The organism is Pedobacter yulinensis, from assembly GCF_003029735.1.
Classification (GTDB): Bacteria; Bacteroidota; Bacteroidia; order Sphingobacteriales; family Sphingobacteriaceae; genus Pedobacter; species Pedobacter yulinensis.
The window spans coordinates 1,345,664-1,372,075 of the sequence record NZ_KZ686268.1 but is presented as its reverse complement, the minus strand read 5'-3'; the positions used below and the strand labels follow the sequence as shown (position 1 = coordinate 1,372,075).

Here is a 26,412-nt window from a genome sequence, read left to right as displayed (position 1 = left end):
CCCGCCAGGTGCTATCATTTTTTGGTAATCTGCCAGTCTTTGGGTGCTACAAACCCGTTTTTCGGCCCCTTAGACAAGATCTCTTTTTTTGAACGGATGGCCTCATAGGGCGCCACAGCGGCTTTCAGCCGTTTATAAACATCAGGGTGGGCAGCCCTCACATTTTCTGTCTCGGCATCGTCGGGCGGTATCCTGAACAGCACATCACCGTTAAGTTTCATATTGGGCCGGCCCTGGTCCAGGATCAGTTTCCAGTCGCCGCTCAGCAATGCCCCATGCCCAAGGTAAAACTCCCGGTCCAGCTTACCGGCCGAGCCATTGAGCACCGGCCAGAGGTTGAGGCCATCCAGCGTTTTTTTTGCAGCCTCTTGCTGACCTGCAATCGCTTTCAGCGTCGGGAAGATATCCACATAACCCATTACCTGGTCAATCCTGGTACCGCCTTTCAAACCGCCGCCTTTCCAGCGTACCAGGGCGGGCGCACGTACCCCGCCCTCCCACTCATCGAACTTATATCCGCGCAAAGAGCCGTGCGAACCTGAGTTCCCGCTGCCGGCAGCGCCGTTATCGCTATGAAAAAGCACGATGGTATGCTCATCGATGCCCTTGTCTTTCAAGGCCTTCATAATCTGACCTATCCCGTCATCCATGCAGCTGACCATTGCCGCATAGGTTTGCCTGATGGTGTTGCCGTGCCCCAGGCCATCGCCGGTTTCCTCGCCCGGGTCTGCAGGTTTCTTTTTGCCGTATTTCGGTTTCGCCGGATCGTACCCGTACTGTTTTAGCCAGGCCTCCGGTGCCTGGAAAGGGCCATGCGGTGCATTGTATGCCACATACATAAAAAATGGGGCATCACCCGCATACGCACCGATGCACTTGACCGCCTCGCGGGTAATAAGTTCGGTAGCGTAGCCTGTATCCGCCGAAGGCTTGAGGTCGTTGTGCCAGTCGCGCTCCCCTTCGCGCATCTGCGAAAAATAGTCGATCGCCCCGTTCAGGTGGCCATAAAAATGCGTGAATCCACGCTGCATGGGGTGGTATGACAGGGATGCATGGCCCAGGTGCCATTTGCCGATGATGGCGCGGTGTATATACCCTGAGCGGGCCAGCATCTGCGGCAGCAGTTCTTCTGTGGTATCAAGTCCGAAGTCGCTCCAGGGCGGTATAGTCGTTTCCCGGATACCCGAGCGGTTCGGGTAACGTCCGGTCAGTAATCCCACCCGGGTTGGCGAACAGATCGGTGCTGTATAATAACGTGTCAGTTCTACCCCCTCTCTGGCCAGCTGATCCAGGTTCGGCGTGCGGATCCCGCTGCCGTGAAAACCTACGTCGCCCCAGCCAAGGTCGTCAGCAAGTATGATAATGATGTTCGGCTTTTTCTGCTGTGCAGCCAGGAAGACCGGCAGTGCCAGGATCAGGCAGAGAAGTTTTATTCTTTTCATTTTGAAATACGTTCATGCAATGATAACACCACTGGATCGGGTTTCTTAGCAGTTCTGTCGTCACGGCTGAGAATATTGTCGTAAAGGCGCTTTTTGCCTTCCCGGGAGCACCCGGTGCCGTTATTCGCTTTAAAAGCCTAACTTTAGTGTTCAAAATACACTAATGAGAATTCTTTACACGACCTTCCTGATCTTATTTATTTCGGCCGCGGCGTTCGGACAACAAAAAATACGGTATGCCCTGGATAAAGACATTGCCTACGGAGATGCAAATGCCCAGCGCGAAAACGCCTACCTGAAAGAGCGCTGCCGACTGGATTTATACTACCCGGTCAATAAAAAGAACTTTGCAACGGTAGTTTGGTTTCATGGCGGCGGCCTGACCGGCGGCAACCCTGAACTGCCGGAAGCCCTTCTCAGAAAAGGAATCGCTGTGATCGGCGTCGGCTACAGGCTTTCTCCCCGGGCCACGGGAGAAGAAATTATCCGCGATGCAGCCGCAGCCGTAGCCTGGACCTTTCAGAACATTAAACGTTTTGGCGGCAGTGACAGCCTGATCTTTGTTTCGGGCCATTCGGCCGGTGCTTACCTGGGCATGATGCTTACGCTGGACCGAAGTTACCTGCGCCGCCATGACCTTGATGCGAACCGGATTGCCGGGCTGATCCCCTTAAGCGGACAAGCCATTACACATTTCACCATCCGGAAGGAACGAGGAATGAAAGATACCCAGGCCTTTGTTGACCAATTTTCACCCCTGTACCATGCCCGGGCCGATGCACCGCCCATGCTGTTAATTACCGGCAACCGGGAGCTTGAAATGCTGGGCCGGTATGAGGAAAACGCCTATCTGGAACGCATGATGAAACTAAACGGGCACAAGGAAACCCGTCTGATGGAGCTGGATGGCTATGGCCACAACATGACCTATCCGGCCTTTCCACTGCTGTTGGACGAGGTACGGCGGCTAACCACCCGCCTGGGCTATCCGGCACCCTGATCAAGCGGCAAGGCCAGGAAAAAGGTTGTACCCAGCCCGGGCTCGCTCTCAAACCAGATTCGGCCGCCATGTTTGTCTACAATGTTCTTCGAGATTGACAGGCCCAGCCCAAAGGGCTGCTCGCCCGAAGTACCGGCCCTTTTTGCTTCTGTAAACATATCAAACACCCTGTCCCTGAACTCGGCGGGGATACCAATCCCGTTGTCTTTCACGGCAACGATGGCTTCTTTGTGGTGCGTACTGACCGCCAGACGAATGATGCCCCCCGCATGACTGAACTTGATCGCATTGACAAGCAGGTTGTTTAACACGCGCCAGATCTTTTCCCGGTTTATCCGCACATTGATGGGCAGGGCGGGTGCATCGAACTCAAGGCGCTGTTCCTTTTCAGCAGCGCGGAAACGAATCAGTTCGAGTGTATTGTTCATCAATTCGACCATGTTAACTGGCGCGGTCTGCATGGGCTCACTGCTCTGCGAAAGGCCGGTACTGAGCAATTCGTTGATCATTTCTGTCGAGTTGCGGCTCGAACTCTCAATCAGGCCAACCATATGCCGGCTGTCTTTGTTCAGGCTATCATCCATAAGCAGGAGGTTGGCAAGCCCTGTAATCCCGGAGAGGGGGTTGCGCAGGTCGTGCGCCATAACCCTCATAATGCGGATGTAGTTCTGGTTGGCCCGTTCCAGCTCCGACAGGCTTTCCTGAAGCTCAGCATTGTGCCTGGCCGTGATGCGCTGGTTCTTCCGTATGGAACGCAGGTTTCCTGTAATCAGCAGGATCACCGCGCCCGAAAAACACACAACCACGATGATTCCGGCGAGGTAAAGTTTTTCCAGCTTATCCTGCTGTTTAAATTCTGCCAGCGCTTTCTGCTGCTGCACTGCCTGCAGTTCCCTGTTTACATCCAGCCTGAAAAGCGCTGCCGATGCATTGTCGATGGAATCTTTCAGCCGCAGGTGTGTCTGGAGGTGTTCGTAAGCCTTGACCGGCTGACCGGCAAGCAGGTAATATCTGGAGCGCAGCAAATGCCATTTCTGGGTTCCCCTCAGGCTGCCATCGGGAAACGTGACGAGGTGTTTGCTGCTCTTCGTAAAGGCGTCGTCGGCAGCTTGCAGATCCCTGTTGTGCATAGCCACTTCCGCCTGTTTCAACAGGGGTGGCGCAAGAATCCCGTCGTAAACGACCAGCGGCACGGCCAGGCACTGCCGCAGGTACGCGGCGGCCTGTTCAAAATTTCCCTTTGCAATGTACAGTCCCGCCAGGTTGTCGAATAACACGATGCGGGCAGCACGGGTAAAAGGTTCCCCAATTGCCGGATTTTTTACCGCACGCGCAATGCACTGGCTGTCGGCCTGGAAAAAATGCAAGGCGCTGTCCTGCCGCCCGGCGAGCATATAGGCGTATCCAGCATTGTTCAAAGCGCCCTGTAACTGATAAAACAGCTTTTTAGGCTCCATATCTCCGGCACACAGGTTGAGTTGCCGGGCACTTTCCGCCCAGCGTCTTGCGGCCATCAGGTAATTTTTTTGCCCGAAATAAATGCCGGCCAGCCGGGAAGAAACCAGGCCACTCTGGCAATTTTGGGTACCGGCAACTTTGCGCGCAGCAGCGAAATAATCAATAGCAAGGTGGTATTTCTGCGCTGCCAGGCTGGCGTCGCCCTTCAGCATTAAGGCCTGGCGATACTCCTGTGGAAATTTTTCCCTGGACTTATTACTGATAAACAGCGACATAGCACTATCAGCATAGGCCTCAAAAGCGGCTGGCGCCGGTTCTTTGACCAGGCAAACCTGCATGTAATACGAGGCCAGGCGCGGGTCGCTGGAATCGATCTCTTCGCGAAACCGCGAAAGCAGTTTCTCGGCAACATCACCCTTTCCCTGGGTATATAAACTGTCTGAAAGGCTCAATAAAGCCGAAAATTCATGATCTGAGGCCGATTTACGGTCACTGCAACCGGCCAGGAGCACAGCAACCACAGCAAAGCAAGCAGTCCTTAGGTTAAGGTTAAGCATAGGTAGATTGAATCAGGTAAAACTCAGGCACACTGGCTGCACCTACGCATTCTCCCCCCCACCTGTTTGAATTGTCTACATCACCCCGTTTGCACAGCCAAGCCTTTTTAGGCAATCGACATGCCAATAGCCCGGAATGGCCCGGAATACAACCAGCGCAGCTGGGAAGGATTGTAACATTTCACGATTCGCAGATAAAACCGTCCGCAGAAACGTGGCGAAATCTTAATTTGCGAACCAAAAGCCGACACCATGTTTTTCAGAAAAAGAATGCTTGCATTTCTGTGCTGTTTCTTGCAGCTGATCGCTGTTCCGGGCCGGGGGCAATCGCCCGCCGCAGCTGTAAATGTTTTCCTCGGAACCTCTGGCGACCATGGACAGCTCTCGCCGGCAGCCTCGGCTCCCTTTAGTTACCTGAGCATAGGCCCGCAGACCGACCCGCACATCCATGCCGGTTATGAGCACCTGGCCAGAAAGTTCACCGGTTTTACGCACAACCGTTTCGAGGGCGTTGGCTGTAAGGGAAGCGGGGGAATCCTCTTTGTAAAACCCTTTACCGGTAATGATGCCCGTGGTTTCGAACTTTTTAAGATCAGCGATACGGGAACCGCAGGTTACTATGCGGTCAACTTTCGCAATGGCATGCGCGCCGCCATGACCGTTGCGGCTTACGAAGGGATGGAAACCTATACCTATCCGAAGCAGACCACTGAAAAAAAATTGCTGATCGACTTTAGCCATGCGTTCAACGGCGCCTTTATAGCCGAGGAACACCGTGTAACCGGCAATAAGATCAGCGGCTGGATAAAAGCCCGGACAACCTGCGGCGCCGGGGCGTACAAGGTATTCTTTGTCATGGCCTTTCCCGATGCGACGACATTCAGACCCGGCGCCACGGCTCATGAACTGATTGCCACAGAAAAAGGCAATGGCACGCTGGCACTGCGCGTTGCTTTTTCCTCCAACAGCCAGGCAGAGGCCGGCAGCCGCCTGAGCAGGAGGCCGTTCGAAACCATCCGGTCTGCGGCAGCTGCGTCCTGGTCAGCGGAACTGGGACGCATTACCGTAACCGGCGAACCTGCCCGGCAAAAACTTTTTTATTCCATGCTTTACCGGGCGCTGCAGTCGCCTTACCTGGTGTCGGGAAAAGACGGCTCATACCAGGCTATTGACGGCACTGAGCAAAGCTCAGCCCAGGGGGCCTATCACGGCTGGAGCATCTGGGACAATTATAAAACCCAGCTGCCGCTGCTCTCCCTCGCTTTCTCGAACCGGTACCAGGCTATTGCGCAGTCTGTAGCCAACCTGTACAGGCATGGCAAAAAAGACTATGCAACGCAGACCGAACCTGCCAATTCCGTTCGCACGGAGCATGCCCTGGTCGTGTTGCTCGATGCTTTAAATAAAGGCTATAAACTTGAGCTTGACGGGCTGGCTGATTCCCTGCGGGCCGAGGTGGCGCGGATCGACACCAAAACGCCAGACAAACAGCTCGAAGCCGCTATCGATTACTGGGCATTGGCGGGTATATTCAGCCACCTGAAACAGGATGCTGAAGCTGCTAAATACCTGGAAATGGCGCGCAGCCAGTGGACGCAGACCTGGAACCAGGAATTTCGCGACCTGAGTAAAAAAGATGTAGACCGGCTGCCGGCGCGAAACATGTACCAGGGAACAGTCTGGCAATACCGCTGGCTTGTACCTTACGATCTCAAAGGGCTCATGGCCGCCGCCGGCGGCGAAAGCGCATTTATCAGTCAGCTCGACACCTTTTTCGGCGAGAATTATTACACGCATACCAACGAACCCGACATCCAGGTTCCCGTGTATTACAATGCCACACGGCAAACCTGGAAAAGCCAGAAACTCATGCGCACCATTGCCCTTGACACCATTATCGAGAACTATTTCAACAGCAATGAACGTGATATCGGTGCCTATATCGGCCGTGTGTTCAAAAACGAACCTCAGGCTTTACTTCGCACCATGGACGACGACGGCGGCGCCATGTCTTCCTGGTTTGTTCTTGCCGCGCTGGGTATCTACCCTGCAAATGTGGGGCAGCCGATCTATTATCTCAACGTACCCGCCTTTCCGGCAATAACATTAAGCCTCCAAGGCAAAAACAGCCTCAAGATTAAGGTCAGCAACTTTGCCGGGAACAACCACTACATTGCGCGGGTGCGGCTGAACGGCAAAGACATCGGGCGAACCTGGCTAAGCCACGCCGAAATCATGGCCGGCGGTACACTGGAAATTACCGCCCATGCGCAACCGCAGCAATATGGCACAGACCAGCTTTGGCTAAGCGACGCCGGCAAATAAACATTATTATTTTACCCCTTTGCTGCCGCGAAGCCTGACCATATCGGCAATGGCACGCTGCATAAACAGTTTCTCGCGCCCCCTGAGTACGGCTGCCGGCTGCTTGCCGTTGCAGGCATAAAGGATGTGCCCTTCCCGATCTGCCTTTGCCAGGAAGCTCGCTCCGTTCAGTTCGTAGTGAACGCTGGCCCCCGGCTGCATGCTCCTGATTGCAGATCCTGCTGCATTAAAGACAACATCGCCACGGTATTCAATGCGCAGTTTTTTTCCGGGAAATTCCTCGCGGATCACCATATGTTTATGACCGCTGCCGCATGCGGCAAGAAGCAGTGCGATCCCCGCTAAAAACTTTTTCATGATGAGATGCCAGGCAATGGGCCTGACCAATCAAATGTAAAAAAAGAAAAGCTAGTATGCAATACATAGTACTATGTTTAAATTCAACTTTTTTTTTAGTGTTTACGTTTTCATTACCTTCAAAAAAAATTCACCCATGAGAAAAGTCATTTTACAGGGTTCGTTTCACTCGACCAGTTTGCGGCAGACAAAATGGTGAGGCCGGCTTTATCCCTGCGGCCGGAGCGGTGCCGCTGTTAATGAACTCGAGCTCTGGCAGCTGGATTTCCTTAATCGGGTTGACACCATGCGCCCTGGGCCGGGAATGAAGCGGTCAACATTCTAAGCGGCACGGCGCAAGAGGCTTTGCAGAGACTAAAAGCGCAGCCAGGCAAGGATATGGTACTTGGGGAAGTATCGACCTTGCCCGAACATTGCTGCCTACAGGGCTGATTGATGAATTAAGCCTCTTTGTATGCCCAACCATGCTTGGCCGGGGCCGCCCGCTTTTCCCGGCAGGCCAGCCCTCGGGTCTCAGGCTGGAGTTTAGGAAAAGCTTCGGCACAGGCGTTGTCCTGCATCATTACAGCTTGTTGCCCGGGCCGGACAAGTAAAGGGCATTTAAACGAGCCGGGCGCATCGCTTTGCTGACGATCTTTAGCTTAACTTATTTACCAGGCCCTGACATAAATTTTCTGGCATGTTCTGAAAATCCCGATCAAGCTGTTACTTTTGCGTCGTCATGAAAGTTGTCATGTTCCTGTGTATCTCGTTGTGTTTCCTGCTCCTGCGGAGCGGCGAGTATACACATTATCGCAAGCACCATGACCACAGTGTCTATGCTCCCGCGCAAGACCAGAAACAGATTCTTAGGCAACTTGTTGCTTCCGGACCCGCTTCCGGATCGATCTTGCGGGGCAGCACTATTCCACCGGGCCATCACGAAGTGTTCAGTACCGAAGAAGACGAGGATTTTCTCTTTTCCCGTAAGTACGTGCTGCTGGCCAGCTTTTTCTTTACGCTGGCATGCGCCTTTCTTTTCAGCGATCCTGGCCGTTCGCTTCACCTATTTTTTTCACACCGCCGCTTCTTTGCTGCCGGCACCAGTATTTACCTGACCCAGCGTTCGCTGCGGATCTGATCTTTTTATTTCTGTAGTTTACTGCCGGCCTGAGTTCCTGCCCGTCGCGGTCGGGAGCTTCGTTCGCAGCGGTTTCCTGCAGGCGCCCCTTTCTTCGCGGTCGCCGCTGGCACTGCGCAACCACTTTGCTTACACTCATTATTTATTATGAAGAAAATCACCATGCTCTCAGGCCTGTGCCTGCTGCTGTATAGCGCGGCCTGCACAACCAAAAAAGAAGAAAAAGAATCGGCAAGCCGGTATGCCGTTACCAGCCCGCTGCAGCTTGATACCTCCCTGGTCCGTTCATACGTTTCCCAGATCCATTCCATTCGCAACATCGAGATCCGGGCCCAGGAAAAAGGATACCTGCAAAACATTTATGTAGATGAAGGACAATTCGTCAGGGCCGGGCAGATCCTGTTTCGCATCATGCCGAAGGTTTACGAAGCCGAGCACCGGAAAGCGCTGGCAGAGACGCGCGCTGCCGAGATCGAACTGGAAAACACGAAAATGTTGTCAGACAAAAATGTTGTCGCTAAGAACGAACTGGCCCTGGCCCGGGCCAGGCTGGAGCAGGCAAAAGCTTCAGCTTCGCTGGCAAAACTGCATCTTTCTTTTACCGAAATCCGCGCCCCTTTTAACGGTACCATTGACCGGATCCCGCTTAAACCGGGCAGCCTCATCGATGAGGGGGAACTGCTGACCAGCCTTTCTGACAACACGCAGATGTTTGCTTACTTCAACGTATCGGAGCCTGAATACCTCGACTACCAGACAAACGCCGGGGGCCGGGCAAACCGCAAAGTGCAGCTGCTGTTGGCCAACAACCAGCAACTGCCCTATCCGGGGATTGTAGAAACAATTGAAAGCGAGTTTGACAGCGAGACGGGTAACATTGCCTTTCGTGCACGTTTCCCCAACCCCGATCACCTGCTGCGCAATGGCGAAACCGGCAAGGTACAGATGACGGTTCCCGTACGGAACGCCTTGCTGATTCCGCAAAAAGCCACCTATGAAATCCAGGACAAAACTTATGTATTCCTGGTCGGAAAAGATCATAAGGTGCATGCGCGCAGCATTGCGATTGCGGGAGAAATACCCGACTTGTATATCGTGGGGAGTGGCCTTAAGCCCGGGGACCTCGTTCTGCTCGAGGGCGTGCAGAAAGTGCGCGACAATGACCGCATTGACTACCAGTTCCAGGCACCGGGCACTGTCATTTCACAACTGAGGCTCAAAACAGAATAACCCATTCCAAAAAGTATTATATGTTTAGCAAATTTATTCAGCGGCCAGTACTTTCTATCGTGATCTCGCTGATCATTGCCTTTCTCGGCGTGCTGGCCATGACCCACCTGCCGGTTACCCAGTTCCCATCGATCTCCCCGCCCAAGGTGAACATCACGGCAGCATACCCCGGCGCCAACGGCGAACTGATGATCAAATCTGTCATTATCCCGCTTGAAAGGGCCATTAATGGTGTTCCCGGCATGAAATATATGGCCTCAGACGCCGGAAACGATGGCGAGGCGACGATACAAGTCGTCTTCAACCTTGGTACAGACCCCAATCAGGCATCGCTCAATGTACAGAACCGTGTGGCCTCTGTAGTCAATAAACTGCCGCCCCTGGTGGTGCGCGAAGGCGTGAAGATTACACGTGAAGAATCAAACATGCTCATGTATGTGAACCTCTACTCGAAAGACCCGCACCTGGACCAGAAGTTTCTCTACAACTTTGCCGACATCAATGTGCTTTCAGAACTGAAACGCGTAGATGGTGTCGGCGTGGCAGACATCCTCGGCAACAGGGAATACGCCATGCGCATCTGGCTCAAACCTGACCGCATGCTGGCTTATAAGATCTCTGCCGAAGAGGTGCTGAAAGCACTGAACGAGCAAAGCCTGGAAGCCTCTCCAGGCAAAACGGGCGAAAGCTCGGGTAAACGTTCACAGGCCTTTGAGTATGTACTGAAGTACCCTGGCCGTTTCAATACCCAGGCCGGTTACGAAAATATCGTGGTGCGCTCAAGTTCAAAGGGCGAAATGCTGCGCCTAAAAGACGTGGCTGACGTTGAATTCGGCAGCGCCATGTACGACCTGTATTCAAACCTAAATGGCCGGCCTTCGGCAGCGATTGTACTGAAGCAATCTTACGGCAGCAATGCCAGCCAGGTAATCAAAGATGTCAAGACCAAACTGCAGGAAATAAAAAAGAGCTCGTTCCCGCAAGGTCTTGATTACGAGATCAGCTATGATGTATCCAGGTTTCTGGACGCTTCTATGGAGAAGGTCATTCACACCCTTGTTGAAGCCTTCATCCTGGTAGCGCTTGTCGTATTTTTATTCCTCGGCGACTGGCGCTCCACACTTATCCCGGCCATTGCCGTTCCCGTGTCGCTGATCGGCACCTTTGTGTTCATGCAGTTTTTCGGGATTACGCTGAACCTCATCACGCTTTTTGCCCTGGTGCTGGCCATCGGCGTTGTCGTAGACGACGCCATCGTGGTTATTGAGGCGGTGCATGCAAAAATGGAAACAAAACACCTCGCGCCGCGAAAGGCTACCAAACAGGCCATGAAAGAGATCAGCGGTGCAATTATTGCCATTACTTTTTTGATGGCGGCGGTTTTTATTCCTGTCGCATTTATGTCAGGGCCAGTAGGGATCTTTTACCGGCAATTCTCCATCACCATGGCCACAGCCATTATTTTGTCAGGGGTCGTGGCTTTGACACTTACGCCTGCCCTCTGCGCCATCATGCTCAAAAAACATGATGCAGCCCGCCCTCAGAACCGGATGGACCGCGTGCTGGCGGCTTTTAATCAGGGTTTCAACCGGCTAACGGGGCGGTACGAAAACCTGCTGCGAAAAATCATCAGCCGCAGGTCGGTTACTTTTATGGCCTTGCTGGCTTTCTGTACGGGCATCTGGTTTCTCAATGCCAGCCTTCCCTCGGGTTTCATTCCCAACGAAGACCAGGGGATGGTTTATGCCGTGATTCAAACACCTCCAGGCTCTTCCCTTGAGCGCACCAATCAGGTAGCCGAGCAGCTACAGAAAATCACCGAAGAGATTGACGGCGTGCAATCGGTTTCTTCCCTCGCGGGATACGAAATCCTGACTGAAGGCACCGGGGCCAACTCGGGCACCTGCCTGATCAACCTGAAAAGCTGGGAAGACCGTAAAGAATCGGCACAGGATATGATCAAAGAGCTGGAAGAAAGATCAAAAGACATTACCGGCGCCACGATCGAATTTTTTCAGCCACCTGCCGTGCCGGGTTACGGTGCCGCAGGCGGCTTCGAGCTGCGTCTGCTTGACAAAGCGGGATCCGGCGACTTCAAAAAAATGGAAACGGTAAGCCATGACTTTGTCAGGGAGCTGAGCCGCCGGCAGGAGCTGTCGTCTGTGTTTACATTTTACAGCGCAAGTTTCCCGCAATACATGATGCGCATCGATAACGACATTGCACAGCAGAAAGGCGTTACCATTGAAAATGCCATGAATACGCTCTCTACCCTGGTTGGCAGCAACTATGAAACAAGCTTTATCAAATTTGACCGCCAATACAAAGTGATGGTGCAGGCCCTGCCCCAGTACCGGGCGCTGCCTGAAGACATTTTTAAACTGTACGTAAAGAACGACCGTGACGAGATGGTGCCTTTTTCAGCATTTATGAAAATGGAAAAGGTGTACGGCTTGTCTGAAATTACCCGGCACAACATGTATAATGCTGCCGAGATCAGCGGATCGGCCGCTGCGGGGTATAGCAGCGGTGCCGCCATTGACGCCATCAGGGAAGTGGCAGAAAAAACGCTGCCAAGGGGTTTTGGCATTGACTGGGCTGGCATATCGAAAGATGAAGTGGCGCGGGGCAACGAGGCCGTGTACATTTTCCTCATTTGCCTGGGTTTTGTGTACCTGATCCTTTCTGCGCAGTATGAAAGCTTTGTTTTGCCACTGAGCGTGATCCTTTCCCTGCCGGCAGGTATATTTGGCGCCTTTCTCATTCTGAAGCTGCTTGGTCTTGAGAACAACATTTATGCACAGGTTGCCATGGTCATGCTGATCGGTTTGCTGGGCAAAAATGCCGTGCTGATCGTTGAGTTTGCGGTGCAGCGGCATAGCGAGGGCGCCACGGTGCTCCAGGCAGCCATGGAGGGTGCCGGTATCCGGTTCAGACCGATCCTGATGACTTCCTTCGCGTTTATAGCGGGCCTCATTCCGCTGGTGTTCGCATCCGGACCCGGTGCAATAGGCAACCGGACCATCGGTGCCGCCGCCGCTGGCGGCATGTTGTTCGGGACCGTTTTCGGCGTGCTTGTCGTACCGGGCCTGTATTACATTTTCGGCCGTATTGCTGAACGGCATCCCTTAATAAAAAATGAAGAAGACAGTCCCTTAACAGAAGATCTATAGTTATGTTAACATATAAAACACAGGCAAGCCTGCTCCTGGCGGCGCTCCTGCTTGCCGCGGCCGGGTGCAAAATACCCGTCATGACGCAGCGCAACGAAAACCGCAGCATACCTGACCGTTTTGCGCACCCTGCTGTACCTGACAGGACCAGTGCCGCCGCCCTGCCCTGGCAAACATTTTTTAACGACAGCAACCTGGTCGCGCTGATTGACACCGCGGTGAAGAACAACCAGGAATTAAACATAACGATGCAGGAGATTAGCCTGGCCCGCAACGATGTGCACCTGAGGCAGGCGCCGCTCCGGCCGGTTGTGGGTGCACGGATCGGAGCCGGCCTTGATAAACCGGGCCGTTACACCAGCCAGGGTGCCGGCGATGCATCGACAGAAATTGAGCCCGGAAAACCGGTGCCCGATCCGCTTGCCGATTTTGGTATCTCGCTGTACGCCAACTGGGAGATTGACATCTGGAAAAAACTCAGGAACGCAAAAAAAGCAGCTCTTGCCCGCTACCTGGCCACCGTAGAGGGCAAAAACTTCGTACTGACGAACCTGATTGCCGAGGTTGCCAGAACTTATTATGAACTGCTCGCATTAGATAACCAGCTGGCCGTGGTACAGCAAACCATCGCGCTGCAGCAGAACGCCCTGAAGATCGTACGAATTCAGAAAGAAGCAGCCCGCACAACAGAACTTGCCGTACAAAAGTTTCAGGCCGAGGTACAGCGTTCCCTGAGTTTGGAATTTGAGGTGCGGCAGAAAATTACTGAAGCCGAAAATACGCTCAATCTCCTGTTAGGCAGGTACCCTCAGGCCATAAAACGCAACAGCACCGGTTTTCTGCAAGAAACTCTTCCTGTAACCCATACGGGCCTGCCGGCGATGCTGCTTTCCAATCGCCCCGATATCAGGAAAGCCGAACTCGAACTTAGTGCAGCAAAACTCGACGTGAAGATAGCCCGGGCCGAATTTTACCCATCGCTGGGCATTACGGCCGCACTCGGCGTGCAGGCATTCAAACCGTCTTACCTGGTTAAGCTGCCGGAGTCTATGCTGTATTCCATGGCCGGCGATCTGGCCGCACCGCTCGTAAACCGCGCCGCCATTAAAGCCGAGTTTTACAATGCCAATGCCCGGCAGGTACAGGCCATGTACAACTACGAAAGAACCATCCTGGCAGCTTACCTGGAAGTGTCGACGCAACTCGCTAAAATTGCCAATTTGAAAGAAAGTTATGGTTTCAGATCAGAACAGGTTGCGGCGCTCGATCGCTCGACGGCCATTTCGAACGCCCTGTTCAGGTCAGCACGGGCCGACTACCTGGAGGTGCTCATGACCCAGCGCGATGCCCTCGAAGCAAAACTGGAGCTGATCGAGACAAAAAAGGACCAGCTGCTGGCTGTTACAAACGTATACCGCGACTTAGGCGGCGGTTGGAAGTAATACGGAGCCGGCCAGCATTGGCCGGCTTTTTTTAACTTATTCGAAGCTGGCTACAACCCGACACCCATGAGGATCCACGCAGATATGGTCAGCATGGTCAGGAAAAGGAGAACGATCAGTATTCTTGCCCCTGTCGACAGCGGAACAGCACCGGCAGACGGCCGGAAAAAGGACATAAAATAGGTTGAAAGAAACAGCCAGCCGGAAAACAGGGTGATTACGCCGAGCACCTTGCGCCAGATGCTGATTTCGAGAAACCAGGGATACACTATGCAGAAGATCAGGACCAGTCCGAAAACGGTAATGTACAGGTATCTGCCCCGCTCCCGTTCTTTCCTGACCTGGTAATTGTAGCGGATATTGAGGTTGTGAACAGTGGAATAGGGAATAATTAAAATGTCTCCCGGTATGGCTTTCACACCCTTTTGTGACTGGGAATACCGCGTGGCTCCGGTCAGGTAAAGTGCCTCCAGTTCATTTTGCCTGTTCAGCGTGTACTGCGTAAGCAGGCCGGAAAAAAGATTCGAATCATTTCCATCGCGCACAATGATGTCTACCTCGGTCGACAGCACCCGCCCTTTGCCCGAAGGCCTGAATTCGCGCGTGCGGAGAATCTCGCCCCTGAAATAATAATGCCATTGGTTCAGAAAACGGAAAGCGGGAAATTTAAGGTCAAGTCCCAGCAGCCGGATGGTTTTAAACAGGAAAAAGCCGAGGCAGGCAGCAAGGATCACGCAGTAAATCGCGTATACGAACATGTGCAGCAGTTCTGACGAGTCAAAGTCTGGCAGGTTATTTTTCTGAAGGTTGCTGTAAACCGTTTGTACATTGTTTTTGAGATCGTTATACCCCAGGTTCACAATACGGCTGTAAGACAGGATGCCAATGATCTGCACCAGGATTCCCCAAAAAAGACTTGTAATGATCCGGTCTGCAAACAAACCCGTATTGAACTGACCGGAGAATGCCCCCTGAAAAAAGAACCTTTTAAAAATGATACCGGGAACAATGAGCACCACCACATAGGCGATGCTGAAAATGGTCACCCCGGCTTCCATGAATATGACTTAAACGGTAAGCTCGAGACTTTCGTTGTTGCTTAACCTGACCACCTCAGTTCCATGTTGCCCCTGCTCTTCGAGTGCACGAAGTTTCTGGAGCGCATTCAGGTAGTTTCTGCGGTCTTGCGGATTGGCCATGATGTATTTCACCTGCTGGCTCATCACATCGGTGTCTGAGCCAAAAAATGTATCAAGGACATTTCTGATGCTGACGGAAAGTTCTGTAAGAATGGACATGGCAAAACGATGAATTACCTACTAATATACAGCAATTTTATCTTGTAAGAAAAATAAAATGCCCGGGTTATGTAAAAATTAACAAAAGTGAGCGCATTCTGTTTTTCGGTCATAGATCCCATCGTGTGTCTGTACACCCGTCTTGTCGCAATACAGACATCGACCCTGCTGCGCGCTCCCAAGCCACAGGCAAACCCCTGCACCAACGCCAGCGCTTAAAGCGCAAGGGTGTGAGCGGCTATTCAGAACCGTAACCGCATGTTTCAACAAAAAACAGCCCCCATAAGCTCACACTTATGGAGGCGATTCGTATTTGGTGTTCCCGCCTATTTCAGCGTCACTTCTGCCAGTACCGGGAAGTGGTCTGAGGGATACTTACCGAAATAGGTATCGGTTAGAATACCCCAACGGCTTGCTCCGAACTGTTTGGTCATAAAGATATGATCAATAACCGCCATGCTGCGCGGCGTTCTGAAGCCGTTCGACGAGGAGTTATTTGCATAAGGGTGTTTTACAGCGCTGTGCACATCTTTGAGCAGTCCTGAATTGGCAATGGTCAGGTACCACTCACTGTCGCGCCCGCCATTGAAATCGCCGGTGAGCAAGACAGGCGCATTGCCTGCAATGGCATTGATCCTGGTCAGGATCAGTTTCGCACTTTCCTTTCTGGCCACTTTGCCCTGGTGGTCAAAATGTACATTGAAGGTATAAAACCTTTTTTTGGTCTGCAGATCTTCAAGGTACACCCAGGAGCAAATGCGGTTGCAGCAGGTGGCGTCCCAACCGAGTCCTGGCTTATCTGGTGTTTCAGACAACCAGAAATCGCCGCTTTTAAGCAGTTTGAACCGGTCTTTCCTGAAATAGATGGCTGAATGTTCCCCACCTTCCTTCCCGTCATCACGGCCTTTGCCGTAACGGGTATACTCAGGCAGTGCCCGGCTGATATCGTCCAGCTGGTTTTTCAGGCCTTCCTGAACGCCAAGTACATCGAAACCATGAAAGCGGATCAGGCTTGACACGATGGGCGCGCGGTTAACCCAGAGGTTACCCGAATCTTTCGGGTTGTCGTACCGGATATTGAAGGTACCAATGGTCAGGCGTTGCGCATGGGCTTGCAGCAGCGTGCCGGCTAACAACACAATTGCTGCGGTGATCAGTTTAATTTTCATAAGCTTCTTATTGCCAGCCCGGGTTTTGCCCGAGCGCGGGGTTTCTAATCAGGTCATTCAGAGGTATCGGGTAAAAATACAGCTTATCGCTCCACCTGCGCTCGATCTCGTTCATCCAGACCAGCTCGCCCGAAGTTCCGTTTTTCAATTGCTGGGAATTGACGGCATTGCCGATGGTCGGCGAAACGTCTACATAGGTGACACCCGCAACAGCCGGACTGGGTTTCGTACCCCTGTAAAAGGCCACGTCCAGGATACCGTCTTCGTTGAGGTCCATCGGGGTATTTAAGGAAGGTACATAAAAGCCGTTCCATTCCTGCGTCATGAGTTCGCCCCGTTTCCAGCGCAGCAGGTCGGCAAGCCGGAATCCTTCCAGGCTCAGCTCTATACCCCGCTCCCGCCTGATCTCCAAAATGCGCGGATCATTGATTAACGGAAAGTAATTCGCCTTCAGGTAGGGGTCTGCAACGACCGGCATGGTGGTCAGGCCACCGGTAATGCCGGCACGGGCACGCAGCGCACCTACGGTCGTGGCCCAGTCTGCATCGGTCAGGGTGCCCAGTTCAGCTTTGGCCTCGGCATAATTCAGGAGTACCTCGGCGTATCTGAACAAGGACACCGCATTGATATTCAGGGCACCTGCATCGTAATACATGTCGTCGAGTGTCCATTTAATAGGCTGGTAACCTGTAAAGGTATAGGAGAATACGGGCGGCGCGGGTACTTGCTGCCCTGCGCTGATCCGTTTGTAGTCGCCTGAGCGGATCGTCTGTTTCAAACGCAGGTCCCGGTTTTTCACTTCATCTTTGAACAGCATGGTCCTGTAACTCGGATCGTTGGTGAAAGGCGTGCCATCAAGCTTCAGGTAGGTGTTGATAAACGTGCGGATGAAACTGGCTTTGGCACCATAGGTCCCGCTGGTCCACCACCAGTTTGCTTCGTTCAGTACACCCAGGTTCACGTCGGCTACAGCTGCCTGCAACACTTCAGCGGCAACGGGTGCGGTGCTGGTAAAGACCTGGCGGTAAGAAGCACCCGGCCCCCCGGTTGTATTCAGGCTGTAGCCGCCGCTTTTCATGATCTCACCGGCAGCCGCTGCAGCTTCCTGCAGCCACTTTTCGGCGGTTGCCTGCAGGTTCAGCTCGTCATGGTATTTGCGGAACGTGCCTTCGAACAGACACACCCGCGATTTATAGGCATAGGCCACCCATTTGGTTACGGTCGTCCTGCTGGGATCGTTTGTTGCCTTGATATTCGCACAGGCAAAATTAAGGTCGGCCAGTACAGAGTCCATAACCAGGGTGCGCTTGTCCCGGCCTGCATTCAATGTCGGGTCAGTAATATCAAGCGGTTTGCCGATCCAGGGCACATCGCCGAATCGCTTTACCTTTTCCATATAGAAGTAGGCGCGGAAATACCGCGCAATACCGAGGTAATTGTTCCTTACATCGGCAGGAACGGCCGGGTCGGTACAGTTTGCAATGAAATAATTGATGTTACGCAGCTCGTTCCAGGTCCAGCCCGAACTGGTGTTTGGTGCGTAGGCTCCGGGCCTGATGAATGCCTGCACCTCACGTACGGCCAGGTAGTCTGACATGGCGTCCTGGCTGGTCGAATTTCTCGGCAGGAAACCCATGTTGTAAAAAGAATTGGTGTATAACCGCAGCCCGCTCTCATTACCGAAAACGGCCTGCTTCGAGGCTGACGATTCGGGTTCCTGCTCCAGTTTTTTACAGGAAACCAAAGTAACAAGCCCCACAAGTATATATATCAGTTGTTTTTTCATGTCTTTAATTTTTATTCCCGTTAAAAACCAAGGCTTAAACCAAATGCGAATGATTTCATGAGCGGGTAGTTGTAACCATCTCCATTCGTGCTGTTCGGGTTGAGGTCCTGGTCAGACGGTACGGCATTTTCAACGTCAATGGTTTTGACGATCTTGTACATCGGCGAATAAGTGAACAGGTTCTCGCCCGAGAAAAACACCCTGGCTGTACGCGCGCCAATGCGCTGCACCAGTTTTACAGGGAGGTTGTAGCCTACCTGGATATTTTTCATGCGCAGGTAAGCCACATTCTGCAGGTACCGTGTCTGTGCTACGCCAAGCGTTCGGTTGGTGTTGCTCGACGCTGCACGCGACATTGTGCGCGGAAAATAGGCATCTGTATTTTCAGGCGTCCACATATTGCCCAGGTGGAAGGTCGGGATGTTGTTGTATGGCCGGTTGTACTGCCCCCAGAACATTTCCGTTTCGGTGCTCGGGTACCACTGCTGTTTGCCAATTCCCTGGAAAAATACCGAGAAAAATACGTTGTTCCAGTTGGCACCCAGGCTGATGCCGTAGTTGTACCGTGGTGCAGAGTTACCGATAATGCGGCGATCGCCGGGATCGTTGACCGAGTTCTTGCCAACATTGATAAAGCCGTCCCCGTTCAGATCGCGCAGTTTGATATCGCCGGGATACCAGAGGTTGGTTGGCGAGGCACGCATCTGGGGTGCTTGCTTTGCATGCGAGTTGATATCAGCCTGGTCAATAAAAAATCCTTCGGTTTCATAACCCCAGATCTCACCCAGCGTTTGCCCCTCGTAATAGTCGCTCAGCAATTTATCCGGATTGTTGTACTTGTCGATTTTCGTCTTGTTGTCTGCAAGTGTCAGCCTGACATTGTAAGCAAAAGGCCTATTGCTGCCAATCTTATCGTTCCAGGACAGAGAAACCTCCCAGCCACGGGTAGTCAGGTCTGCGTAATTGCCTTTGGGTACCGCAGCACCAAACACGGCGGGCGGTGTCAATCCGATGGTAAACATATCGGTGGTTTTACGGACATACGCATCACCCGCAAAGTTTAACCGCCCCGAGAGCATGGAAAGGTCCAGCCCCACATTTGTGGTCGTTGAGGTTTCCCAGGTTAAGCCGGCAGGAATCACGTTCGGGTTTTGGGTAACCTGCGGACGTGATCCGTTCAGGATGACCCCCGACTGTGAAATGTTAAAAATCTCCTGGAACGCATATGAATTGATATTCCCGTTACCAAGCGAGCCGTAAGAGGCACGTAACTTCAGGTCTGAGATGAGCTTGTCTGACACGGTCCAGAAAGATTCCTTATTGATGCGCCAGCCGGCAGAAACCGAGGGGAAAAACCCGAAGCGCTGCGAAGCCGGGAACTTTGAAGAGCCATCATACCGCGCATTGACCTCGAGCAGGTAGCGGTCCTTGAAGGCGTAGTTGAGCCGCGAAAACCCGCCAAGTATGGCCCATTGTTCGTAACCGCCGGTTGTGGTGATGGCCTGGCCGAGCGCGAGGTTCAGATCGCTTGCATCTTCAAAGATGATCCCGTTGCGCTGAACGGCAACACGGTTATAGGTAGACTGCTCATAATTGTAGCCTGCCATGGCCTTGAAATAATGATCGCCGAAACGGTTCTCATATTCACCGTATATATTTGTAGCCAGGTATTGGGTTTCCCTGCCATCGAACAACAAGTCGTTTGTTGTGGTACCGATGTACGATGTGATGCCGCGGGTATTGCTGTACGGTACCTGAACCCGGCGCTGTTTGATGTCTTCGTTGGTATTTCGGAAAGTAAAATCGACATTAACGCGAAACTTGTTGTCAAAAAATTTAGACCGTAAACCGGTAATGTTCCTGAATACCTGCCGGCGCGTGTCGCGCCCGTTTTTGCCGTAATAAAAATCGCCAACGGTGTAGGCTGATGAAAAGGTTAGCGAGCCGTCAGGATTAAGCAGGGGCAGGGTCGGGTGGCCTTCATCTGCAATATTGCGCCAGATTCCGCCCCCTTCACCTACGTTGATCGGGTTGTGGTAATTCATGACCGAGTAGTCCGCATTGTTTTCTACGCTCAGCCAGGGGAATACCTGAACCTGGCCGCTGGCACGGATGTTTTTCATGTCATAGTCGTCTGTATTGTACCTGAACAAGCCGTCCTGCTGCTGGAATCGGCCTGACACCAGGAACGAAGCCCTGTCGCTGCCCCCGCTTACCATCAGGTTGTTTTCTGTAGCCGGTGTATTTTTCTTATACAGCTCCCCATACCAGTCGGTACTGCCATAATAAATGTACTCGCCGGTTACCGGATCAACTTCGACCTGGCTGTAGGGCTGACCTGATTCAGACCGCTTTCTAAACTCTTCCAGGTAAGCCTGGGAAAACTTCTGCGTCTTGTTCGCATTTTGCGGAAAAGCCCCGTCTCCGTTCACAAAAGCTTCTGCAAACATTTTCGACCACAAATACCCGTCTGTAACAAAGTCGGGCACCTGCAGCGGGCTCTTAACGGCGTAATTGGAACTAAAGTCTACCCTTGTGCGGCCTTTTTCCGGCTTTTTGGTGGTGATCAGCACAACTCCGAACACACCGCGCGCGCCATAGATCGCAGCCGAGGCCGCATCTTTCAGAACCGTCACGCTCTCGATATCGTTCGGGTTCAGCAGGCTGGGGTCGCCTTCAAAGCCATCCACCAGCACCAGGGCGTTTCCTCCTTGTCCGATAGATGTCGTTCCCCTGACATTGTAGCTTGGCGATTGTGTTGGTTTGCCATCCATCATTTTCAGGTTCAGGTTAGGCAGCATGCCCTGCAAACCCTGTGTCAGGTTGGTAATTGGGCGATTCTCAAGAGATTTCGAGGTGATCTGGTCAACGGCACCGGTTGCGTTTTCCCGTTTTTGTGTACCGTAGCCGACCACCAGCACCTCTTTAAGGCTGTTCGTTTCGCCCTTCAAGGTCACATTGATGGTGGTAGGCTCGCCATCGCGCACCACGACTTTACCAATTGTGTTGCTCACATACGATATAAAACTGACCGTGATGGAGTAGGTGCCCGGCGCAACGTTCAGGCTGAAATTGCCGTTGGCGTTTGTCGTGGTTACAGCGTTCAGCTCATTGACTCTGATGGTTGCACCCGGCAGTGATTCGCCTTTTTCATCGACCACTTTTCCGGTGATCGTTCCGGGCGCTTTGCTCGCGAAGAGGTGACCGGTCTTCGGAAATTCTGAGGCATGTACAGGCATCGGGCCAGCCGTGGTTACAAGTGCAACCGAGGCCAGACAAAGTACCGCCTGCTGCCAGCGCAGTAAAGGTTTCTTCATTTCTTAGCTCATTTAATTTTTAAAAACAGTTCGTTATCCGGGAATGCTGCAAAACTAATTTCGGCAGGTAAAGCAGAAGTTAAAAAGAGGTTACGTGCTTGATACGAATGGTCAGGGCTGAATGCGTTAGTTGATGGGCATATGCGGTGAATGAATATACAAAGATTTACGAAGAGTTTTCAGTTTCGTTTCGATTTGTTTCATTACCGTTCATGAGCTTTTTCCAATCGGGTAAGTGCCACCAGGATCAATCTAAAGGTTCGGGCAGCCGGACGGCCGCATCAAGCGCAGCCGGCTTAACGGCCTCAGGAGAAGGAAGGCACAGTCAGGAGGGATGATCCGGGACCAGGAAGCAGTGGCCGTGCCGGCGTCGACAGCCCGTGTCGTCGCAGCGCGTCGCAAAACGGCCAGCTGAGGGAAATCAGGATGTGATGTCATTGAGCGGACGCCTGCACACGATAAAGAAAAAAGGCTGGTTCTCAGAAATTGGCGCAATGCTGAGCAGGCCCGCGCCGCTGAATTCGGCTACAATCGCATCCTCATCATAGAAAAACAGGTTTACGCCACCAAATTGTTCATACCGGTCGGGTCCGATAGGCCTTCCCTTGCCATAAGTGGCTGCTGTTTTTGAAATGACGGTAAAGATCATATGACCACCCGGAGCCATTTGCCGGTAACAGTCAGCGATCAGTTTGGCGCGCTCAGGTGCATCGAGCAAGTGGATCAGGGCATGACAAAAAATGCCATCATATAAGTCCGCATCGAAAGGCATGTCGGTTACCGAACCGTGGTAAATTTTCAGGGCTTCTCCGAAGTGTTTTTTGGCCATTGCGATGGCGGTCTCCGAGATTTCAATTCCGGTTACGTCCATGCCGCTTTCAACAAAAAGGCGGGCATTCCGGCCATAACCAATTCCCGGAACGAGCACCTTGCCGGGTCCCTGCTTTAAGAACAGGTCATTTGCCCTGACGGCAGAATTTGCCGGCGCAAAACCCCACATTTCACCTTTCTCGTTAAAAGCAGACTCCCAGAAGCCGGGCTTGTCGTTTTGGCTGTCCATACGTGTATTCAGTAAAGCCGGAACAGGCGATGTCGCCTCCGGCCGGGGCACAAAAACTTCACAACAGCTTAACAGGCATTGCTGCATCTGCCCATAGCTTTGCAGCTAAAATAAGCCAGCATGTGGCTGGAGCATGGAATATTTTTTTAAATTTACGTAAACCTAACCAACTATATCCAATTGAAAGCCCTTACCGACGCTGAACTGCTTCGCGAATGGAAAGCAGGGTCAGAGCGTGCATTCGAGACGCTGTTCAAGCGGCACCTGTCGCAGCTTCTGCTATTCGCGCGGCGGAAACTGGATGACAAGGCTCTTGCCGAAGACCTGGTCCAGGAGGCATTTATCGGTTTCTATTGGCAAAAGGCAAACCTCCCGGCCGACCTGAATGTACCTGCTTACCTTCACACATCGGTGCGAAACAAGATTTACAATGCCTACCGCACGCTGCTTGCCAGACAAAAACACCACGAACAGCACCGTTATACGGCGCCGGTTCATGACCATGATACCGTTCTTCAATTAGAGGCCCGGGAACTGGAAAGCCGTCTTGAGCAGGAGGCCGAACGCCTGCCTGCACAATGCAGAACCGTATTTTTCCTGAGCAGGAAAGAGTTCTTAACCAATAGGGAGATTGCCGAACGTTTGCAAATCTCGGTGAACACGGTTGAGCAGCACATGCGCCGGGCACTGCGGCAGATGCGGCAGGTCATTGAACTTGTCTTTTTGCCGGTCTCGCTGTGCATCGCTGCATACGCCGGCTGCGTATAGCAAAAAAAGGCCCGCATGGCTGCGGGCCTGAATGCCTGTCTTATTGATAGAGCGTATTGTAAACAAAACCCCGGTAATACGAGGCGCCCACCCGGTGGCCCGAGCGGATATACACCCCTGCAGCCGTATAATAGTCCACGTAACTCGTGTTATAGGCGGTACCTACTGTGGCCGGATCGGCGGGTACGGGCGTTTTGATCACATCTGGCCGGGTAAGAACCACGGTACCATCAGGCTGGTTCGAGATCGCTTTCACACCCACCCGGTTAATGTTGCCATTGGCCTCTGCAAAACCCGCTCCGATGCCCGACTTTGTAAAAACATACACTTTGCTGCCGCTGGAAACATACAGCTGATTGGTATTGCCATACTTGGCGCCAATGGCATGACCGCCACCGGTTGGCATGGTATAAACGGTTTCGGCACTCAATGTAGGTGCAGCGGCGGTGCCGCCCACGATCAGTTTGACAAGTTTGTTGCCGCCAAGCGCCCAGAGCCGGTTGAGGGCAGGATCCCAAAGCACCTGATGGGCATCTGGCAGGGCATAAGTACTTACCGAACTGCCCAGCGAAGATGAGCCCCAGATCTTTACCCAGCCGCCGGTAGACGCAGCTACCACGATATTGCCATTCGGCAGCAGCTCTACACCATGTATATTGTCTGTCGTGGTGCCGCCTACGGTTGCCGCCCATTTTTTATTCCCGGTTGCATAATTAATGAGCGTAACAAGGCCTTTGTTGCCGATTGCTGCCACATAAACCCCACCCCAGCCTGAGCCCGGGACTTCGCGCAGCTTGAAATCGTTTGGATTACCCCAGGCGTCAAGCTGTGTATCATTGTAGCCTCTTGCAGCCGTTGGTTTCCAGTTCCAGGTACGCGCGCCGGCATCATTCCAGTTGGTCGAGTACCAGCTGTACAGTTCCAGCTCTTTGTTGCTGTGGTTTACGGCACCAATCCAGCAGCCGGTTGTACAGGCCGAAAGCGTCTCTGAGGGATTTTTGACGGTAAATTCTGTCGCAGGCGCCTCAGCCACTTCCTTGACACAGCCGCTCAGGCCCATGGCCAGTGTAATGACCATTGCGGCCATTCTAAAAATCAAATTTTTCATGGTTTAAAAATTAAGGTTGGTTGATTGAATTTTCGACAACGCCGGTCTGGCCTACCGCGTGTACGGGTGGTTAATTGCCAACCAGACCAGAAGTCCGGTTGGCATAATGTTGTGTTGCCCGGCCCGGGCCGCAGGTAACCCCTGCGGCTGTTTCAGACTAATTCCCGTTCAAATTGCCCTAAGGCACATGTGACACATGCCTTTGCTTCATGATTATCAGTAACCGCCCGGGTTCTGGGTCAGGTTCGGGTTCCGCTCCAGTTCAATCTGCGGCACAGGCCACAAGTAATTGCGCGCCGGTTCGAATTTGCGCACAATGATCGGGGTGTTATCATACTTCCTGATGGTTGCGTTCAATACCGTTTCTGCAGTTTTCCACCGCCTGATGTCGTTGTAATAAAAACCTTCACCGGCAAACTCAATGCGCCGTTCGTATCGGATGATGTCTGTAAACTCTGCCTTGCCGGCCCCCGCGGGGTAAGTGAGGGCGGCCGCATCGGTAAAACCGGCACGCTGCCTGATGGCGCGGATCGTTGCGTTCCAGACATCAGGTGTGAGTTCGTTGAGCTCGTTTTTTGCCTCGGCGTACATTAGCAGAACATCCGCATACCTGAACAACATGTAGTTAATGCCTGACTGCCGTTCGCCCAGCGAAGTCTCGGCGGTACTTGCAGCGCCTGCATCGTATACACTGTATTTTTTGAAGGTATAACCCGTGTTGACAAACCTTGTATTGCTTACCGTGGCGCCCATGAATGTTGCCCCCGGATAAACAACCGTCTGATAAAACCGAGGGTCCATGTTGCTGTAAAAATTGCCCGGGTCTGTGACCGTTGAACTGCTGCGCGGCTGCCCGTCTTTCATCCGGTAAGCCTCGATTAGTTCCCTGACCGGTGCGCAGGTATTGTACTGGCGCAGGGTAACATCGAAACTGGAGCCTACGTTCGGTCCCTGGAACTGGATATCGAAAATGCTTTCCGCGTTATATTCATTGGCCAGGCTAAACAAAGCTCGATAGTTTGGAAACAGGCTGTAACGGTTCAGGTCCATAACGGCCTTCGCGGCATCGGCCGCCCGGCGCCAGCGGGCAGCATCGCCTGTTCCGGTAAACAGCGGACTGGCTTCGAAAAGAAGGATGCGGGCTTTCAGGGCCTGTGCAGCGCCTGATGTGGCGCGTCCTTTTTCAGTGGCTACTGTATATGCCGGCGGCAGAATAGCTGCAATTGCATCAAGTTCGCCCAAAATAAAATCAACAACCTGGGCGCGCGGCTTCCGGGGCGCGGTCACCTGGTCCAGGTCGGGGGTTGCTGTGATCAGCGGAACATCATTAAAATATATGGTCAGCACGTGGTAGCTAAGCGCACGCAGAAAGCGGGCCTCGGCCTTCATTTTAACAATGGCGTCAGGTGTAAGTTCCACATTCCCGTCTATCCCCTCGATCAGCGCATTGCAGCGACCGATCATGGTATAAGCCGCACGCCAGCGTGCTGCAATGGCGTTTGTATTGCTGGCATTGTGGGTACCCAGCGCAATGTTGCTCCAGCCGTCAACGTTGTTGTAATTGTAAGCGTTCGGTGAGGTGGCCTCTTCCAGCAACACCACATCTTCTCCATACAGGCCGCGCGATATCAGGGTACTGTAACAGCCTACCAGGCCGCCATAGGCTGCATTCGCCGACCGCCAGAAGGTTTCCTGCGCATACCGGTCTTCGGGCAAAGTTTCCAGGTTCTGGCAGGCTGAAACTGATAAAACTGCGGTTAAAATCAGTCCGTAAATGGTCTTATGTTTTGTCATCATTGTCG

19 protein-coding genes are annotated in these 26,412 nt (G+C 52.8%); 8 read left to right on the top strand and 11 right to left on the bottom strand.

The window, feature by feature from the left end; genetic code table 11:
* Positions 1-14: 14 nt before the first annotated feature.
* A complete protein-coding gene (locus C7T94_RS06080) occupies positions 15-1,442 on the bottom strand; it encodes an arylsulfatase B (RefSeq protein WP_107214385.1) in 1,428 nt (475 codons plus the stop codon).
* A 163-nt stretch (positions 1,443-1,605) separates the two neighbouring features.
* Between C7T94_RS06080 and C7T94_RS06075 the strand changes: the two genes are divergently transcribed.
* On the top strand, positions 1,606-2,442 hold the full coding sequence (locus C7T94_RS06075; RefSeq protein ID WP_107214384.1) for an alpha/beta hydrolase: 837 nt from the start codon (positions 1,606-1,608) through the stop codon (positions 2,440-2,442).
* On the opposite strand, the gene C7T94_RS06070 is transcribed toward C7T94_RS06075, so the two are convergent.
* The gene (locus tag C7T94_RS06070; RefSeq protein WP_162618573.1) at positions 2,427-4,352 is read right to left on the bottom strand and encodes a sensor histidine kinase; all 1,926 of its coding nucleotides are present in this window, start codon (positions 4,350-4,352) and stop codon (positions 2,427-2,429) included. The two genes, C7T94_RS06075 and C7T94_RS06070, sit on opposite strands and share 16 nt — an antisense overlap.
* A 357-nt stretch (positions 4,353-4,709) precedes the next feature.
* On the opposite strand from C7T94_RS06070, the gene C7T94_RS06065 reads away from it, so the two are divergent.
* Positions 4,710-6,782, top strand: a complete 2,073-nt coding sequence (locus C7T94_RS06065) for a glycoside hydrolase domain-containing protein (protein WP_107214382.1) — start codon at positions 4,710-4,712, stop codon at positions 6,780-6,782.
* Positions 6,783-6,788: 6 nt separating this feature from the next.
* Here C7T94_RS06065 and C7T94_RS06060 read toward each other — a convergent pair whose 3' ends face one another.
* The gene (locus C7T94_RS06060) at positions 6,789-7,139 is read right to left on the bottom strand and encodes a hypothetical protein (protein ID WP_162618572.1); all 351 of its coding nucleotides are present in this window, start codon (positions 7,137-7,139) and stop codon (positions 6,789-6,791) included.
* A gap of 395 nt (positions 7,140-7,534) precedes the next feature.
* Between C7T94_RS06060 and C7T94_RS19740 the strand changes: the two genes are divergently transcribed.
* The 5 genes from C7T94_RS19740 to C7T94_RS06035 all read left to right on the top strand — a co-directional run bounded on the left by C7T94_RS19740 (position 7,535) and on the right by C7T94_RS06035 (position 14,104).
* On the top strand, positions 7,535-7,732 hold the full coding sequence (locus C7T94_RS19740; protein WP_107214380.1) for a dihydrofolate reductase family protein: 198 nt from the start codon (positions 7,535-7,537) through the stop codon (positions 7,730-7,732).
* A gap of 128 nt (positions 7,733-7,860) precedes the next feature.
* Complete coding sequence (locus C7T94_RS06050; RefSeq protein WP_107214379.1) at positions 7,861-8,259, top strand: hypothetical protein; 399 nt, start codon at positions 7,861-7,863, stop codon at positions 8,257-8,259.
* A gap of 147 nt (positions 8,260-8,406) precedes the next feature.
* On the top strand, positions 8,407-9,489 hold the full coding sequence (locus tag C7T94_RS06045; protein WP_107214378.1) for an efflux RND transporter periplasmic adaptor subunit: 1,083 nt from the start codon (positions 8,407-8,409) through the stop codon (positions 9,487-9,489).
* 20 nt (positions 9,490-9,509) lie between these two features.
* Positions 9,510-12,662: an efflux RND transporter permease subunit gene (locus C7T94_RS06040; RefSeq protein ID WP_107214377.1), complete on the top strand. Its 3,153-nt coding sequence runs from the start codon at positions 9,510-9,512 to the stop codon at positions 12,660-12,662.
* A gap of 2 nt (positions 12,663-12,664) precedes the next feature.
* Positions 12,665-14,104 (top strand): TolC family protein, encoded by a 1,440-nt coding sequence (locus C7T94_RS06035; RefSeq protein ID WP_107214376.1) that lies wholly within the window; start codon positions 12,665-12,667, stop codon positions 14,102-14,104.
* 50 nt (positions 14,105-14,154) lie between these two features.
* Here the strand turns inward: C7T94_RS06035 and C7T94_RS06030 are convergent, their stop codons facing one another.
* The 6 genes from C7T94_RS06030 to C7T94_RS06005 all read right to left on the bottom strand — a co-directional run bounded on the left by C7T94_RS06030 (position 14,155) and on the right by C7T94_RS06005 (position 22,734).
* Positions 14,155-15,162, bottom strand: coding sequence for a hypothetical protein (locus C7T94_RS06030; protein ID WP_107214375.1), 1,008 nt, complete (start codon positions 15,160-15,162; stop codon positions 14,155-14,157).
* Between the two features lie 9 nt (positions 15,163-15,171).
* A complete protein-coding gene (locus C7T94_RS06025) occupies positions 15,172-15,402 on the bottom strand; it encodes a hypothetical protein (RefSeq protein ID WP_107214374.1) in 231 nt (76 codons plus the stop codon).
* A gap of 326 nt (positions 15,403-15,728) precedes the next feature.
* On the bottom strand, positions 15,729-16,571 hold the full coding sequence (locus C7T94_RS06020; protein ID WP_107214373.1) for an endonuclease/exonuclease/phosphatase family protein: 843 nt from the start codon (positions 16,569-16,571) through the stop codon (positions 15,729-15,731).
* Positions 16,572-16,578: 7 nt separating this feature from the next.
* A complete protein-coding gene (locus C7T94_RS06015) occupies positions 16,579-18,357 on the bottom strand; it encodes a RagB/SusD family nutrient uptake outer membrane protein (protein WP_107214372.1) in 1,779 nt (592 codons plus the stop codon).
* A gap of 20 nt (positions 18,358-18,377) precedes the next feature.
* Positions 18,378-21,674 (bottom strand): SusC/RagA family TonB-linked outer membrane protein, encoded by a 3,297-nt coding sequence (locus C7T94_RS06010; protein ID WP_239494937.1) that lies wholly within the window; start codon positions 21,672-21,674, stop codon positions 18,378-18,380.
* A gap of 421 nt (positions 21,675-22,095) precedes the next feature.
* Positions 22,096-22,734, bottom strand: a complete 639-nt coding sequence (locus C7T94_RS06005; RefSeq protein WP_107214371.1) for a class I SAM-dependent methyltransferase — start codon at positions 22,732-22,734, stop codon at positions 22,096-22,098.
* A gap of 180 nt (positions 22,735-22,914) precedes the next feature.
* On the opposite strand from C7T94_RS06005, the gene C7T94_RS06000 reads away from it, so the two are divergent.
* Complete coding sequence (locus C7T94_RS06000) at positions 22,915-23,502, top strand: RNA polymerase sigma-70 factor (protein ID WP_162618570.1); 588 nt, start codon at positions 22,915-22,917, stop codon at positions 23,500-23,502.
* Between the two features lie 40 nt (positions 23,503-23,542).
* Here the strand turns inward: C7T94_RS06000 and C7T94_RS05995 are convergent, their stop codons facing one another.
* Both C7T94_RS05995 and C7T94_RS05990 read right to left on the bottom strand, forming a co-directional pair.
* A complete protein-coding gene (locus C7T94_RS05995) occupies positions 23,543-24,610 on the bottom strand; it encodes a DUF6528 family protein (protein ID WP_107214369.1) in 1,068 nt (355 codons plus the stop codon).
* A 216-nt stretch (positions 24,611-24,826) separates the two neighbouring features.
* Positions 24,827-26,407, bottom strand: a complete 1,581-nt coding sequence (locus C7T94_RS05990) for a RagB/SusD family nutrient uptake outer membrane protein (RefSeq protein ID WP_204353215.1) — start codon at positions 26,405-26,407, stop codon at positions 24,827-24,829.
* Between the last annotated feature and the right edge of the window lie 5 nt (positions 26,408-26,412).

Excerpts from the sequence above, each read along its gene's own strand:
- C7T94_RS06025 (WP_107214374.1), bottom strand. The coding sequence starts at position 15,402 with ATGTCCATTCTTACAGAACTTTCCGTCAGCATCAGAAATGTCCTTGAT.
- C7T94_RS06030 (WP_107214375.1), bottom strand. The coding sequence starts at position 15,162 with ATGGAAGCCGGGGTGACCATTTTCAGCATCGCCTATGTGGTGGTGCTC.
- C7T94_RS06040 (WP_107214377.1), top strand. The coding sequence starts at position 9,510 with ATGTTTAGCAAATTTATTCAGCGGCCAGTACTTTCTATCGTGATCTCG.
- C7T94_RS06020 (WP_107214373.1), bottom strand. The coding sequence starts at position 16,571 with ATGAAAATTAAACTGATCACCGCAGCAATTGTGTTGTTAGCCGGCACG.
- C7T94_RS06060 (WP_162618572.1), bottom strand. The coding sequence starts at position 7,139 with ATGAAAAAGTTTTTAGCGGGGATCGCACTGCTTCTTGCCGCATGCGGC.
- C7T94_RS06035 (WP_107214376.1), top strand. The coding sequence starts at position 12,665 with ATGTTAACATATAAAACACAGGCAAGCCTGCTCCTGGCGGCGCTCCTG.
- C7T94_RS06045 (WP_107214378.1), top strand. The coding sequence starts at position 8,407 with ATGAAGAAAATCACCATGCTCTCAGGCCTGTGCCTGCTGCTGTATAGC.
- C7T94_RS06015 (WP_107214372.1), bottom strand. The coding sequence starts at position 18,357 with ATGAAAAAACAACTGATATATATACTTGTGGGGCTTGTTACTTTGGTT.
- C7T94_RS06005 (WP_107214371.1), bottom strand. The coding sequence starts at position 22,734 with ATGGACAGCCAAAACGACAAGCCCGGCTTCTGGGAGTCTGCTTTTAAC.
- C7T94_RS06075 (WP_107214384.1), top strand. The coding sequence starts at position 1,606 with ATGAGAATTCTTTACACGACCTTCCTGATCTTATTTATTTCGGCCGCG.
- C7T94_RS06065 (WP_107214382.1), top strand. The coding sequence starts at position 4,710 with ATGTTTTTCAGAAAAAGAATGCTTGCATTTCTGTGCTGTTTCTTGCAG.
- C7T94_RS06050 (WP_107214379.1), top strand. The coding sequence starts at position 7,861 with ATGAAAGTTGTCATGTTCCTGTGTATCTCGTTGTGTTTCCTGCTCCTG.
- C7T94_RS05990 (WP_204353215.1), bottom strand. The coding sequence starts at position 26,407 with ATGATGACAAAACATAAGACCATTTACGGACTGATTTTAACCGCAGTT.
- C7T94_RS06080 (WP_107214385.1), bottom strand. The coding sequence starts at position 1,442 with ATGAAAAGAATAAAACTTCTCTGCCTGATCCTGGCACTGCCGGTCTTC.
- C7T94_RS06010 (WP_239494937.1), bottom strand. The coding sequence starts at position 21,674 with ATGAAGAAACCTTTACTGCGCTGGCAGCAGGCGGTACTTTGTCTGGCC.
- C7T94_RS05995 (WP_107214369.1), bottom strand. The coding sequence starts at position 24,610 with ATGAAAAATTTGATTTTTAGAATGGCCGCAATGGTCATTACACTGGCC.